Here is a 13,624-nt window from a genome sequence, read left to right as displayed (position 1 = left end):
CTCGGTTCATAGCAGCGACCCTACGTAAGACGGGCCGCGGCGTTCTTCCAGAAATCGGACCGGTGTCAACGTGGTGAGTGCACGTACCTCGTCACACATGTGCGCCTGACTCGCAAAGCCTGCGGCATACGAGAGCGACGCCAGGTCGGGAACGGTGGCAGCAACGTCGACGAGCCGCCCTACGCGAATGATTCGGGCGAGGGTTTTCGGGCCGTAGCCGACCTCGTCGACGAACCTCCGATGCAGCTGCCGAACACCGACTCCCAAGCCGACGGCGAGATCACCGACTTTGATACCCGGCGACGCCTCGAGTACCTGCACAGCGGCCAGGACCAGCCCGTCCTCCGCGGGCCTCATGGCCCGAACGGTGACGTCGGCGAGCATCTTGCGCCGCGCTGGCATAGCACCGTTCGGATCCTGGCCCGTGAGGACATGGGCAGCCTCCAACCAGGAAGCTCCGAGCGCTGCGACATGCGGTTGCTGATCACACAATTCACCGACTGGAATCGCGCTGACCCTTCGAGCTGCGGACGGAGCGAGACGCACGCCGACCATCTCCAGCGGACCGAGGGTGACGGCTTGTCGGGCTGCGGTATCCGGACCCGCCACCTCGAGTCGTCCATCGGAGAACCAGATCAGATCCACACATCCGTCGGGAACGATCAACGGCCGGTCCCCCGCGTGGCATCGCCGCTCCCAGGTGCACCGAATCCCGTCGACGGGCGAGGGAAATTCGGCGTAAGTCCTTTCCGGCGGCAACATGGAAGGAATTCTCCTCGATCGGGGCCAGATCTTCCGTCGAACCGGGATCGGGCACCGTTGTCACCGCTGAAAATCGGGCAGAGCCCTCCCCGGCATCCACCATCCGATCTTGAACGTGTTCAAAAACAGGTCTATGGTCGAATTTGAACACGTTCAGAATTGAGGTGAATCGATGGCTCGCACGTCCGAGACTCGCGACAAGGTGGTCGAGGTAGCTCTACGCCTCTTTCGTGAGGAGGGCTTTCAAGCAACCACCATGCGTCGCATCGCCGACGAAGCGGGCGTCTCTCTCGGGAATGCGTACTACTACTTCGCCGGCAAGGACGAACTGGTCAACGAGTTGTACACGGTGATCCAGCGCGATCACCGCGAACGTGCGCTCCGCGTCCTCGTCGACGGCGGATCACTGTCCGAAAACCTTGCTGCCGTCTTGCATTCCGGCCTCGACGTGATGGAGCCGTATCACGCCTTCGGTGGATCGTTCCTACAGTTGGCGTTGCCCACCCGGTCCAGTTCCAGTCCGTTCTCGGAGGAGTCGTCCGACGCCAGGTCCATGGCCATCGACCTCATGCGAACCACCTTGGAGACGTCGAAACAGAAGGTTCCGGCATCTCTGAAGGATGTTCTGCCACAGCTGCTCTGGATGATCTACATGGGCGTCACCCTCCATTGGGTCACCGATTCTTCGGACAACCAGGCACGCACCCGCACTCTGGTCGACGGGCTCGTTCCGGTGGTGGCCAAAGCAGTACGCCTCGCCCGCCTCCCGGTGGCGCGGGGGTTGGTCACCGACGTGGCCGGCTTGTTGAAACGAATGACGTCCCCAGAAGGGCTCGAACAATGAGTGATTCACCATCGACCGTCGTCCTGTGCGGTGCCTCCGGCTACATCGGCCGGTACCTGCGTCGCTCCTACGAAGATCGCGGCGTTGGCGTCAGGACCGTCGGCCGCGGAACCGCCAGCGATGCAACGTGGTCCGATCATCGCAGCCTCGTCGATGTACTCGACGGCTCCGATCTGGTCATCAATCTCGCAGGCCGCTCGGTGAGCTGTCGCTACAACAAGACGAACGCGGACGAGATCATGTCCTCGCGCATCCAGACGACGGCCCAGCTCGGCCGCGCCCTGGCGGGCGTTCGACACGCTCCAGATCTGTGGGTCAACGCCAGCACCGGCACCATCTATCGCGATTCGCGCGACAGGCCGATGGACGAACGATCCGGCGACATGGGCTCGGGATTCTCCGTCGAGGTCGCCCGCGCCTGGGAGCGTGAGCTGTTCGACGCCGATGTGGCCATTCGCAGAGTGGCGCTTCGTATGTCGATCGTGCTGGGCGCAGGCGGCGGGGCGATCAATCCGATCATCGATCTGGCAAGAGTGGGGCTCGGCGGCACGATGGGCGACGGCGGCCAGATGTTCAGTTGGGTCCACGTCGCCGATGTCGGACGCGTCCTCGATCACCTCTACGACAACACCGGCATCTCCGGCCCGGTCAACGTTGCTACCCCGTTCCCGGTGACCAACGAGGAGCTGATGCGGCAGGTCCGGAATGCACTGGGCCGCAGTCACGGTCTACCGACACCGGCATGGCTGCTTCAATTCGGGGCACGAGTAATTCGCACGGAAGCCGAACTGGTCCTGAAGAGTCGCTGGGTCGACCCCAAAGTACTGACGGACAGTGGCTTCGAGTTCGAGCACGCAACACTGAACCATGCTCTCACCGACATCGCGTCCAACACTGCACGAGGGTTGCTCCCCGTCGCCCTGGGGTGACGGGGAGCCCTCGGGCCTACACGAGCGACGCCGACAGCCCTCCGTCCAGGATGTAGTGACTTCCGGTGATCCACGACGCCCGGTCGGAGGCGAGGAACAACGTCACTTCCGCGATGTCCTCCGGTGTGCCCAGCCGTCCCTGTTTGGCTTTGACGAGGTCACCGAACGGGATCTGGGTCGCGGCTTCGAAGTCCGGGACCAACCGGTCGACCATTGCGGTATCGGCAAATCCGGGGCACACCGCATTCACTCGCACTCCCGATGCGCGCATCTCGATGGCCGCGACGCGGGTGAGCTGGATGACTGCAGCCTTTGTCGCACAGTAGGACCCGAGCAGCGCGGTGCCGCCCACTCCGGCGAGCGAGGCGATGTTGACGATGTTTCCCTTCGACTCGACCAGTGCACCGATCGCGGCCTTCATCACCAGGAACGTGCCCTTGACGTTGACGGAGTAGATCTTGTCGAAGCTCTCCGTCGACTGCTGGAGCAGCGGCGACGACACTTCGATTCCCGCGTTGTTGATGACGATGTCGAGTCCGCCGAGAATCTCCACGGCCTGCGCCACCGCACTCTGCACCTGACTCTCGTCGGACACGTCGCAGTTCGCGATACCGGCGGCACCGATCTCCTCGGCCGCCTTGGCTGCTGCGCCTTCGTCGATGTCGCTGACGACGACACGAGCACCACGCTCGATGAACATCTGGGAGATGGCTTTTCCGATGCCGGCTCCGGATCCGGTCACGAAAACTCGCTTGCCCTCGAACTCGGTCATGGTGTGCTTCCCTTCGATGATGAGTGAGACATGGTGCTGCGTACTTCGGTCTTGAGGATCTTTCCCACCTTCGAGCGGGGAAGGTCGGTCCAGATCTGAATCTGTTTGGGTGCCTTGATGCTTCCGATTTTCGCCTTCACGTGTGAGATCAGATCCTCGTCCGACGCGTCCCGGCCGGGTCGCAACATGACTGCTGCGGTGACGCGTTCGCCCCACTTGTCGTCGGGCAGTCCGACGACGGCGCATTCCTTCACCGACGGATGCGAGAGCAGGGCCTGTTCCACCTCGGCCGAGTAGACGTTGAACCCGCCCGTGATGATCATGTCCTTGGCGCGGTCCACGACATACAGGTAGTCGTCGTCGTCGAGGTACCCGATGTCGCCGGTGTGGTGCCACCCGTGGGCACCCACTTCGGCGGTGGCGTCGGGATTCTCGTGATAGCCCTGCATCACGAGCGGACCGCGAACGACGATCTCACCGCGCTCACCGCGCTCGACCAGTCCACCGTCGTCGTTCATGATCGCCACCGTGGTCAGGGGAGTCGGCTTGCCTGCCGAACTCAGTCGCTCGGTGGCGACCGTGCCGTCGCTGCGGAAATGATCGGCCGGAGCGAGCGTCGCGATCATGTTCGGCGCTTCGGTCTGGCCGAAGAGCTGTCCGAGAACCGGCCCGATGCGGGTGAGGGCCTCTTCCAGTCGAGTCGGTGACATCGGCGCGGCCCCGTACCAGAGGCAGCGCAGCGAGGACAGATCCGTGACGTCGAGATCCGGATGATCGAGCACGCCGTAGATCACCGTCGGCGGCAGAAACGCGTGGGTGATCCCGTGTTTCTCGATGAGGGACAGGAACTTTCCGACGTCGGGAGCGCCCATGACCACAACGTGTCCGCCGAGACTGAGAATGGGAAACGTCAGCACACCCGCCGAGTGGGTCAGCGGTGCAAGAGCCAGGTACCGAGGCCGATCCCCGAAGGGATAACTCATGAGTGCTGTTGCCGTGGAGGTCATCATGTTCTCCTCGGTCAGCCTCACCCCCTTGGGTTTTCCGGTCGTACCGCCCGTGCCGGCGATCATGCACAATCCGTCCGCCGGTCGTCTCTCGGCAACAGAATCGGAACCGTGTTCAACGAGCCAGCTGTCGTACGAGAGCGCTCCCGGCACGTCGCCGTCCAGACAGACGAGCCATTCCAACCGAGGAAGCTGGTCGCGAATGCGACCGACGAGATCGGCGAACGCTTTCTGGAAGAACAGGAATCGGCAGCCGAACAGCTCGAACAGCTGCCGATTCTCGTCGGCTTCGTTGCGTGGATTGATCGGGCACCACACCGCCCCCGCCCGCGAGATCGCGAATACGCAGGTCAGCGCGAGCGGGTCGTTGGCGGAGAGCACAGCGACCCGGTCACCTGCCTCGATCCCGTTGTGCTGCAACGCTGCGGCGATGGCCACCGTGTCGTCGTACACCTGGCCGTAGTTTCGGGTGGTGTCACCGATGGTGAGACAGGGTGCGTCTCGGCCCAGTGACACACCCTTGTCGAGGTAATCGGACAGCCGCATCGGCCCTGTCCTCAGCTGTGTGCGGTGACGATGGGTTCGAGCACCAGCCCGAACGCGCGAAGCACGCCGAGCAGTTCTCGATGTCCGAATGCCTGGCAGCTGGAGGCGAATCCGACCTTCTTCGGCGGTCCCTGCAGCAGATGCGCCGCTGCGTATGCGTTGAGCAGAGCTGTCTGCTTGTAGTTGCAGTTGCCGTGGATCACGGTATGCACGCGACCGAGTGGTCCCGACGCGTAGACCGAGTCGAGTGAGGTGTTGATGCGCGGGTTCTCCCGTGGGGGCGTCTCGCTGCGCACCGACGACGACACCGTGTCGATGATCTGGTACTTCTCTGCGTCGGATTTGCCTTCCATCTGAGCCAGTGCGGCAGAGATGATCTGGGGCACTGCCAGCATCAGCGGCTTGTTGATCACGCCGCCCAGGGCCCGGGCGTTCGCTACGCGCGGATCGTTCTTGAACCACACCGGATGGGATGTCCCACCCCAGGGAAGAGCCAGGCCCAGGTCGTGTTGACCGGGCACAACGACCTGCATGACGCCGTCGTCCGGCCATTCGACGTATTCGTTCTGCTCCAGGTAGTAGGCCTTGGAGAACGCGGCGTTGGTGAGGATCGTGTTCGTCGACGCGACCGTCGGGTGTCCCTTCCAGAAGACCTCGATGTCGAGTGTGTCCAACCCCGGCGTCTCGAGGCAGATGTTTGCAGCGATCTCGCCGATGCTGTACATCTGTGCCAAACCTGGTGTGAGTACCAGGTTTCGGGATGCGAACTCGGTGCCGTACTTGGCCTCCGCGTCGATCATCCAGTCCTGCTCACCGGTGGTGTCGGTGTAGTGCGCGCCGATCTCGATGCACGCCTGCGCAACTTCGTGGCCGTATCGCGAGAACGGTCCGACCGTGTTGAGGACGATCTCGGCACCCCGGAATGCTTCGGCGAGGGCCTCTGCGGTGTGTTCCACCTCGACGACGTCGTGTTCGACGGTCTCGATGCCGGGAACCACGTCGATGATGCCCTTGACTCGGCCTTCGTCGCGTCCGGCGGCCAGGAACGGAATGTTGTACTCGCGCAGGTATTCACAGATCAGTCGTCCGGTGTATCCGGACGCTCCGTAGACGACGACACGCTTGTCGGTTGGCATGGAAGGTCCTCTCGTGATCGGCCCGTCCGCACGGCGGACCGAGATGGGTTGAGACGTCGGGCACCGGAGGGGACGTCGGGAACATCCGCCCTTCTGACGTGTGCTGCGCATCACACTAGGATAGAATTTGTACAGACGTCAAGCTTTTTCTTGACAACTGCCCAGGATTTGCGCGACGCCGACATCCCCAGATTGGCCGTCGGGCATACACTGGGTTGACGACCACGCGCGGAAAGGACCCGGACCATGACCCAGACCGCTGATCCGCGCGCGCGTATCGAAGAGCGAGCCCGCAACAAGTTCGAGTCCAAGCGGACCGAACTGGCCGAGGCGACACTGCACACGCTGGCCGAATTGGGCTATGCCCGCACGTCACTGCGGGAGATCGCGCAGAATTCCGAGTATTCGCACGGCGTTCTGCACTACTACTTCACCGACAAACTCGACCTCATCACGCACGCCGTTCGCCAGTACGAGGCCATCTGCGTCACTCGTTACGACGAGGTGGTGGCCAACGCGGCCGACGCCACCGGCTTGTACGCGGACTTCGAGGCGAAGTATTTCGCAACCCTGGCTGCGGACGCCGGCATTCATCGACTCTGGTACGACCTGCGCAATCAAGCCTTGTTCGACGGTTCGTTCCGCAACGACGTGCTCGAGATCGAGGAACGTCGTGAGGACATGATCTGGCGTGTGGTGGCTCGATACTGCGAACTTCGCGGCACTACGCCTGCACTCGACCAGGCCTCCGCCTACATCCTTCTCGACGGCATCTTTCAGCGCGCCCTCCTGCATCACCTGGCCGACAACACAGCCGAGGTAACCGCAGCGCGTCGCCAACTGCATGCTGCGTTCGCGTTACTGGATTGCCCGACGCCTCAGTAGGTTCCCGGCCGAGTCCCCGTGTAGATGCCGGGAACTCGAAAGCGCAGGGGCTCTTCGTCGTATTCTTCGAGGGCGTGTGCCGTCCACCCCACGATCCGGGCCAGTGCGAACAGCATCTCCGGCGTGTCCGCCCTGAGTCCGTAGGCGAGCGTGAACGTGGCGAGAGCGAAATCCGAGTTCGGAAAGGCTTCGAATCTGCTACTCACCTCCTCGATTATCGTGTCCGCAGCAGTGACCACCACGGGGTCCGCACCGTGAGCGGGGTCCCGAAGCAATCGCAGTATTTCCTCGGCGCGAGGGTCTCGGTCGGTGTAGATGACGTGCCCGAAGCCGGGCACCCGCTCCCCGGACCTCAATTGTGTTGCGAGAGCGCCTATCGGATCATCGATTGCCGTCGTCAGGAACCGGTGCACGGGATCGGCGGCCGAGCCGTGCAGGGGGCCGTCGATACAGCCGAGTCCCGCCGAGACTATCGAGTACAGATTGGCCCGGGTGCTCGCCGCAACCCGCACTCCGAGCGTCGACGCAGCCAGACCGTGGTCGGCCATCAGAACGAGCGCGGCCTGCAGCACCACCCGACCATTCGGATCGGATGTGTCGGACTTGATTGCCTCCCAGACCGATTCGGCGATCATAAGCTCAGAGGAACCACCACCGAGGGCTGCTGCGACCGTCAGCAGCAGCTGCCCTGCCTCGCGGACAACGGATGTGGACCCGGTGTCGAATCTCATCGGGCGGTAGGTGGACGCGATGTCGACGGCAATGCGGATCCGATCGATGGACCGGCAATCAGGCGACAGCAGCCCGAGTGCATCTCGGCATCGTTGTACGACAACAGGATCGGCGACGAACTGCGCTCCGTCCACCAGCTCACCCGTCCACACGAACTGTGCGACCGACTCGAAAGTGCGTGAGCTGAGTTCGACCGCGTCACGCCCCCGGTAGTAGAGACGACCATCGTCGATCAGCGTGATCCGAGTCCGAATTCGTTCCACCGCACCGATATCGGTGCGCCGAGCAGTATCGCGTCCGGCGAGAGATTCCACCTCGTCGACGTCGAACACACTCCCCCGGACTCCGGGCAGTCGAGTACTCGTCAACAGGCCACGGCTGACGTAGGCGTACACCGTCTCCGGCTTGACACCCAGCCGTGCCGCAGCCTGAGCGGTGGTGAGCATGTTCCGCCCGTCGGGGTGCGTCATGTCTGCCTTCCACATTGATTGGATCAACATTGACAAGAATCAACATTAGCGCGGATTGTGGTGGTTGAGCAGCGAAAAGGAGATCCATCATGGCCGTTCTCGAAGCCCCACGGGGGCTGCACAATGTCGTCGTCACCACCACATCGATCGGGGATGTACGAGGCGACGAAGGTTTCTATCACTACCGCCAGTATTCGGCGATCGACATCGCGCTACACAGGACCTTCGAGGACGCGTGGTTCCTGATGGTCGAGGGCCGGTTGCCGAGCGACTCCGAGCGCGCCGAGTTTCTGCGTACGGTCGCACCGCTGCGCGTGTTGCCGGACGACGTCGCAGCGGCCGTGAGGACAGTGGCACTGTCGGGTCCCGATCAGCCGCTCTTCGCGTTGCGGACGGTGTTGTCCGGAATGGCCGGTGCTGTGCCGCTGTTCGAGTCGTCGGAATCGGACAAGCGTGCGACCGCACTGCGTCTGTGCGCGATGACGCCCACCATTCTGGCTGCGGTACACAGGATTCGGTCCGGTAAGGAGCCCATCGATCCGCGCGATGATCTGTCGACGGCCCAGAACTGGCTGTTCATGATCACCGGGCAGGTGCCCGACGCCGACCATGCCCGAGCGATCGACCGATACCTCACCGCCACCATCGATCACGGGTTCAACGCGTCCACCTTCACCGCGCGAGTCGTGGCATCGACAGGTTCGGACATAGCATCTGCGGTGTGTGCTGCGATCGGCGCTTTCGCCGGACCATTGCACGGGGGTGCGCCCGATCGCGCTCTCGACGGGCTGGACGAGATTGCCGACATCGCTTCCGCCGATTCCTGGGCACGCACGAAGATCACTGCGGGCGAGCGCATCATGGGATTCGGGCATCCGGTCTACAGAACAGATGACCCCCGATCGGTGTTGCTGCGCGAGACTGCGCAGGAGATGGGCGGTGAGCTCATCGACAAGGCGGTTCAGGTCGAGAAGGTCATCACCGCTGCGCTCGCCGTTCTGAAGCCGGACCGCAAGCTGTACGCCAATGTGGAGTACTACGCCGGCGTCGTGATGGAATTGTGCGGAATTCCGCGATCCATGTTCACTCCGACCTTCGCGTGCAGCCGGATGGTGGGGTGGTGCGCCAATATCGTCGAACAGTCTCACGACAGCAAGATCATCCGGCCGATCGCCCGCTACGACGGCCCGGTGCCTTCGGCAGTGCCGCACCGCGGTGTGCCATGATGGGAACGCACCTCGGTGTGCAGCGGCGGTGGGGCTCGCCGTAACCGAACCTCGGTCTTCGCGCCGACAACAGTCCCTGTCTCGGCACTCGCATGTCCGCAGATAGGGAGCAGGTTGATGAACGATTTCGACGACAAGCACGGCGATACCGCGGCCGATCGGGCTATGCCTGTGGACCCGGACGGCGTCGAAACGGCGCGTCCTCTGCACGTACAGCCGGCGGCAATTGCCGCAGTTGCTCTCGGCGGTCTGATGGGCACCGGCATTCGCTACGGCGCGGAGTCGGCCTTCCCGTTCGTATCCGGTTCGTTCCCCTTCACCACGCTAGTCATCAACATCACCGGAGCATTCATCCTCGGGATGTTGCTCGAACGGCTCGCCTTGTCCGGACCGGACAGTGGCTGGCGACGCCGAATCCGATTGTGTATCGGTACCGGGGTACTCGGCTCGTACACCACCTACAGCTCGTTCGCTCTCGAGACTGAGGAGCTGCTGCGAGATCATCGCGCGGTGGCTGCCGCGTTGTACCTGAGCATCAGTCTGGTCATCGGTACGTTGGCGGCCGGTGCAGGCATCGTCGTCGCGCAACGGTTCGGTACCCACACGGAGGCCACGCGATGATCGGACTGTGGGTCGTTCTTGCCGGAAGTGCCGGTGCAGTCAGCAGATTCGTCCTCGACGGCGTCATTCGGTCACGACTGAAAACCGAGTTTCCCTACGCCACAGTGCTGATCAACATCACCGGGTCGGCCGTACTCGGCGTTGTAGCGGGGTTGGAGGCGTTCCACTCGGCACCGGAACAGGTGCAGGCCATCGTCGGCGTCGGATTCTGCGGCGGATACACCACTTTCAGTACCGCAAGCGTGGAGACCGTTCGCCTGCTCGAACGGCGTCGCTACGGTCTCGCTGCGTACAACGCGATCGGCACGGCGCTCGGTACCGCCGCTGTCGTTGGGGTGGCCATGGCCGCAACGATGTACGGCCGATGACCGTGCCGGAGCTCCGCATATTTGTTCTGTCAGTGCATAATTCGAGGAGGACGTAATGGCCGATTCCCATATCCACCGACGCAGCGCAGGAGTGCACATCGACGGGCCGAACAGCAGTCCCGACACCCCCAAATGCTCGCTGGTGGTCGGTTACGACGGCGGCGACATCTCGCATCACGCGCTGACGTGGTCGCTGCAGTTCGCTGCGGGGATCGGAGGATCGGTGCACGTGGTGCACGTGATCGATATCGCCGATACACCCGTCGACCCGGACTCGGACATCTACGAAGAGGACACCGAGGCCCAGGCGGGCCGCGAACGTGAGCGAGCTACCGAAGCACTCGCCCGAGAGGACGTGCCATGGACCTACGACGCGGTCTACGGAACTCCGGGCGGCGCACTGGAGTCTTTCGGGCGTAAGTACAACGCGCAGATGATCGTTCTGGGTGCGTCCGGCGGTGGGTTCGCCTCGGTACTACGCAGATTGAGTGGCGAGGCCGCAGCCGACAAACTTGCTCGACACTGCGGTCGGCCGGTTCTGACGGTGCCCTCCTGACTCGGCTGAACCGTTACGGCCCGCCGTCCGATGAGGCGACTCTTCGCCGCTGGGTGGATTGACAGCGAGACGGTCGAGTCACTGATATGTCCGAAACCGCCCCGAACGTCGGCCGAATGATCACAAGGTCTTGATTTTTGCGAACGGGTAACTGCCGACGATCACGACGATGAAGACGTAGGCCGCCAGACCGAGTAACTCCCACGTCGTTCTTTCGCGCTGGAAGTCGGCGACGATCCAGAGCAGCGGAGCCAGAATCAACATCGCGGCGACGACGCACCATGTCCTGAACGACCTGTTGGCTTCTGCGCGAAGCTGCGGCGTGGTCTTCACCCGATCCGGGATGTCGCGGCCGTAGTAGTCGACGTCGAGCGCCTTTCCTCGAAACCCCACTGCAGCGCCATACGTGAACGCGCCGAGTCCAACCATCAGTACGAGCACAAGTACGGCGTTCACGGATCACTGTGCCGTTTCAGCTCGGCCGGATCTGGATAGCGATCTGTAGTTCCGGATCGTGTTGACACACAACCATCCAGTAGCGACGGGGGCGAGGAAGCCGAGTGCCAGGCCCTCGCCCATCAGCGACAACACAGCGACTGCGAACCCGATCAGAGTGACACCCACCGAGTCGATCTTTCGACCGACGGACGAACCTGAGGTCGCCACGATTCCTGGAAACTGCGGCGAGTCCACGAGCATTCGTATCGCCACGACACACGCAACCAATCCAGCAACGACCATGAATGCGAATACAACCGTTCCATCCCAACCGATTTCAGCCCAGTTCAGCTTCGGCTCGAAGAGTCCGCCGACGAACGCTTCGAGTATCGGGACCGAAGCGAAGTATCCGAGGTACAGCAGCACGATGGGTCCCGCCAGACCCGCCTTAACCCGCCGATTCGCCATACCGGACGGTATCAAACGATTCGCCTACGAGCTCGAGATCAGGACGTCAGTCTTGACGACCGTTGCGAATTCCCCACGGAGGTTTGTCGCAATCATGGTCGACAACGTCGCGGCAGGGACGGTGGTTCCATCGAGCGATGTGCGATCTAATGCATGAGTGGCGTCTATGACGAAATACGCGTCGCAGCCGAGGTTTCCGGCCATGCGGGCGGTTGTCTCGCACGCCGGATTCGCAAGCCAGTCTGCGATTCGCCCATGCGGCCAAGGATACGACGAGGTTGCTACTGCTGAATGTCGAGCAGCAGTCGCTTCAGCAGGGCAGCAAGTTGGCTTCGTTCGCCGGGAGTAAGTGATGTCAGCAGCGCTTCCTCGTTCGCCACGTGTGCCGGTAGCGCTGCATCCACAGCCGAAATCCCTGCAGCCGTCAATTGCACGATGACCACTCGACGGTTTGTCGGGTCGATTTCGCGTTCGATCAGCCCTTTGTCCGTGAGCCGATTCAAGCGGTTCGTGATGGCTCCCGACGTCACCATCGCACTGTCGAGCAACTGCCCCACGGTGAGGCGATGCGGGGCTCCGGTGCGTCGAAGCGTAGCGATCAGATCGAATTCGCCTGCTTGCAAACCATATTCGGCCAAAGTCACCTGAATACGCTTGTCCAGAACGGATGCAGCTCGACTGATGCGCCCGATGACGGCCATCGGGCTGACATCCACATCGGGCCGCTCGACCGTCCACTGTTGCAGGATCCGATCCACTGCATCCTGCACCTCGTCCGACACCTACTACCCCCTCACCCCTGAACCGTTGACGTCCGGCAAGCATACGCATACTGTTCAACGCAGGGATAGTTCAACGTTAAGATGTTTTTCGAACCAGGAGGCGAGATGCGGGCATCACATACCGATGCTGATTCGACCCACGCTCGGGAGCCACGCGGCGCATCCTCGATTCTCGGAATCACCGCCGCGGCCGCACTGGCCCCCATTGTCTGGGGGACAACATATTTGGTGACCTCCGAGCTTCTCCCGCCGGATCGACCGATGACCGCCGGTGTTCTTCGCGCCGTTCCGGCGGGGCTGCTGCTTCTACTCATCTCACCGGGGATTCCAGGACGCGGTTGGCGACTGAAGACCGCTGTCCTCGGCGTGTTGAACATCGGATTGTTCTTTCCGATGCTGTTCGTAGCGGCCTACCGGCTTCCTGGAGGCACCGCAGCCGTCGTCGGTTCTGCGCAACCTCTCGTCATCATCGCGATGTCCACGGCGCTCGGGTGGGGACGCACGCGTCCTGTGCAGATCGGATGGGCCCTCGTCGCTGCAGTCGGGGTCGCGCTGACGACGATCTCGAGCACCGTTCGACTCGACGCGATCGGCCTCGCCGCCGCGGCCATCGGTACCGCCAGCATGGCGACCGGCATCGTCCTCACCAAGCGTTGGGGTGTGCCGCCCAACACCAATCCGCTCAATTCCACTGCGTGGCAACTACTCGTCGGCGGCATGGTGATCTTCCCGTTGATTCCGATCGTCGACGACGGTCCGTGGGCCATCGACGCCGAGGCTGTACTCGGCTACGCGTGGCTTTCGGTGATCGGCGGCGCGATGGCGTACGCGTTGTGGTTCCGCGGTGCCCGCGCGCTGCCCTCGGCAAGCATTTCCCTGCTCGGCGTCCTCAGTCCGCTCACCGCGGCCGCCCTCGGTTGGATCGTGTTGGGACAGAACATGACAGCGCTGCAATGCGCTGGTTTCGGCGTTGCACTCATCGGTTCGACAGCCGGACAGTTCATGCCGAGAAACACACGGTGACGGTTGGCCGCATACAGAGAATCCCGAGCGGGCGCTCGTATGAGCTCCCACTCGGGATT

At 62.7% G+C, this 13,624-nt stretch carries 17 protein-coding genes; 8 read left to right on the top strand and 9 right to left on the bottom strand.

Annotated features, from left to right (window positions below; genetic code table 11):
* Positions 1-6: 6 nt before the first annotated feature.
* The gene (locus CH276_RS04920; RefSeq protein WP_094630201.1) at positions 7-762 is read right to left on the bottom strand and encodes a helix-turn-helix domain-containing protein; all 756 of its coding nucleotides are present in this window, start codon (positions 760-762) and stop codon (positions 7-9) included.
* A gap of 172 nt (positions 763-934) precedes the next feature.
* Here CH276_RS04920 and CH276_RS04915 point away from each other — a divergent pair, with 172 nt between their 5' ends.
* Positions 935-1,606, top strand: a complete 672-nt coding sequence (locus tag CH276_RS04915) for a TetR/AcrR family transcriptional regulator (RefSeq protein WP_037193848.1) — start codon at positions 935-937, stop codon at positions 1,604-1,606.
* On the top strand, positions 1,603-2,535 hold the full coding sequence (locus CH276_RS04910; protein WP_094630200.1) for a TIGR01777 family oxidoreductase: 933 nt from the start codon (positions 1,603-1,605) through the stop codon (positions 2,533-2,535). The genes CH276_RS04915 and CH276_RS04910 overlap by 4 nt, the downstream gene beginning before the upstream one ends.
* 16 nt (positions 2,536-2,551) lie before the next feature.
* Here the strand turns inward: CH276_RS04910 and CH276_RS04905 are convergent, their stop codons facing one another.
* From CH276_RS04905 to CH276_RS04895, 3 genes are read right to left on the bottom strand one after another with little or no spacing between them, the layout of a single operon-like run.
* Positions 2,552-3,307 (bottom strand): SDR family NAD(P)-dependent oxidoreductase, encoded by a 756-nt coding sequence (locus CH276_RS04905; RefSeq protein ID WP_094630199.1) that lies wholly within the window; start codon positions 3,305-3,307, stop codon positions 2,552-2,554.
* Positions 3,304-4,860 carry an AMP-binding protein gene (locus tag CH276_RS04900; protein ID WP_094630198.1) on the bottom strand — a complete coding sequence of 519 codons (1,557 nt, stop codon included), beginning with the start codon at positions 4,858-4,860 and terminating at the stop codon, positions 3,304-3,306. Before CH276_RS04900 ends, CH276_RS04905 begins: the two co-directional genes overlap by 4 nt.
* 11 nt (positions 4,861-4,871) lie before the next feature.
* Positions 4,872-5,996, bottom strand: a complete 1,125-nt coding sequence (locus CH276_RS04895) for a DUF5938 domain-containing protein (RefSeq protein WP_094630197.1) — start codon at positions 5,994-5,996, stop codon at positions 4,872-4,874.
* 246 nt (positions 5,997-6,242) lie between these two features.
* Here CH276_RS04895 and CH276_RS04890 point away from each other — a divergent pair, with 246 nt between their 5' ends.
* Positions 6,243-6,881 carry a TetR/AcrR family transcriptional regulator gene (locus CH276_RS04890; RefSeq protein ID WP_094630196.1) on the top strand — a complete coding sequence of 213 codons (639 nt, stop codon included), beginning with the start codon at positions 6,243-6,245 and terminating at the stop codon, positions 6,879-6,881.
* Here the strand turns inward: CH276_RS04890 and CH276_RS04885 are convergent.
* Positions 6,875-8,083: a citrate synthase gene (locus CH276_RS04885; RefSeq protein WP_254924145.1), complete on the bottom strand. Its 1,209-nt coding sequence runs from the start codon at positions 8,081-8,083 to the stop codon at positions 6,875-6,877. The genes CH276_RS04890 and CH276_RS04885 overlap by 7 nt on opposite strands.
* 89 nt (positions 8,084-8,172) lie before the next feature.
* Between CH276_RS04885 and CH276_RS04880 the strand changes: the two genes are divergently transcribed.
* On the top strand, positions 8,173-9,309 hold the full coding sequence (locus tag CH276_RS04880; RefSeq protein ID WP_094630194.1) for a citrate/2-methylcitrate synthase: 1,137 nt from the start codon (positions 8,173-8,175) through the stop codon (positions 9,307-9,309).
* Here CH276_RS04880 and CH276_RS29260 read toward each other — a convergent pair.
* Complete coding sequence (locus CH276_RS29260) at positions 9,261-9,575, bottom strand: hypothetical protein (protein ID WP_369597424.1); 315 nt, start codon at positions 9,573-9,575, stop codon at positions 9,261-9,263. The two genes, CH276_RS04880 and CH276_RS29260, sit on opposite strands and share 49 nt — an antisense overlap.
* On the opposite strand from CH276_RS29260, the gene CH276_RS04875 reads away from it, so the two are divergent.
* Genes CH276_RS04875 through CH276_RS04865 form a run of 3 tightly spaced genes read left to right on the top strand, consistent with a single transcriptional unit; the run spans position 9,475 to position 10,854 of the window.
* Positions 9,475-9,930: a fluoride efflux transporter FluC gene (locus CH276_RS04875; protein ID WP_369597423.1), complete on the top strand. Its 456-nt coding sequence runs from the start codon at positions 9,475-9,477 to the stop codon at positions 9,928-9,930. The two genes, CH276_RS29260 and CH276_RS04875, sit on opposite strands and share 101 nt — an antisense overlap.
* Entirely contained in the window at positions 9,927-10,298 is a 372-nt protein-coding gene (gene crcB / locus CH276_RS04870; protein WP_094630192.1) for a fluoride efflux transporter CrcB, read from the top strand. Before CH276_RS04875 ends, crcB begins: the two co-directional genes overlap by 4 nt.
* Positions 10,299-10,353: 55 nt before the next feature.
* Positions 10,354-10,854 carry a universal stress protein gene (locus CH276_RS04865; RefSeq protein WP_094630191.1) on the top strand — a complete coding sequence of 167 codons (501 nt, stop codon included), beginning with the start codon at positions 10,354-10,356 and terminating at the stop codon, positions 10,852-10,854.
* A 120-nt stretch (positions 10,855-10,974) separates the two neighbouring features.
* On the opposite strand, the gene CH276_RS04860 is transcribed toward CH276_RS04865, so the two are convergent.
* From CH276_RS04860 to CH276_RS04845, 3 genes are all read right to left on the bottom strand, one after another.
* A complete protein-coding gene (locus tag CH276_RS04860; protein WP_094630190.1) occupies positions 10,975-11,310 on the bottom strand; it encodes a hypothetical protein in 336 nt (111 codons plus the stop codon).
* Positions 11,311-11,313: 3 nt separating this feature from the next.
* On the bottom strand, positions 11,314-11,760 hold the full coding sequence (locus CH276_RS04855) for a hypothetical protein (protein WP_094630189.1): 447 nt from the start codon (positions 11,758-11,760) through the stop codon (positions 11,314-11,316).
* A 281-nt stretch (positions 11,761-12,041) separates the two neighbouring features.
* Positions 12,042-12,542 carry a MarR family winged helix-turn-helix transcriptional regulator gene (locus CH276_RS04845; protein ID WP_094630187.1) on the bottom strand — a complete coding sequence of 167 codons (501 nt, stop codon included), beginning with the start codon at positions 12,540-12,542 and terminating at the stop codon, positions 12,042-12,044.
* Between the two features lie 105 nt (positions 12,543-12,647).
* Between CH276_RS04845 and CH276_RS04840 the strand changes: the two genes are divergently transcribed.
* Entirely contained in the window at positions 12,648-13,565 is a 918-nt protein-coding gene (locus tag CH276_RS04840) for an EamA family transporter (protein WP_094630186.1), read from the top strand.
* Positions 13,566-13,624 lie beyond the last annotated feature (59 nt).

This window comes from Rhodococcus sp. 06-470-2, from assembly GCF_002258235.1.
In the GTDB taxonomy this organism is placed as follows: Bacteria; Actinomycetota; Actinomycetes; order Mycobacteriales; family Mycobacteriaceae; genus Rhodococcoides.
This window is presented reverse-complemented; position numbering and strand designations above follow the sequence as displayed.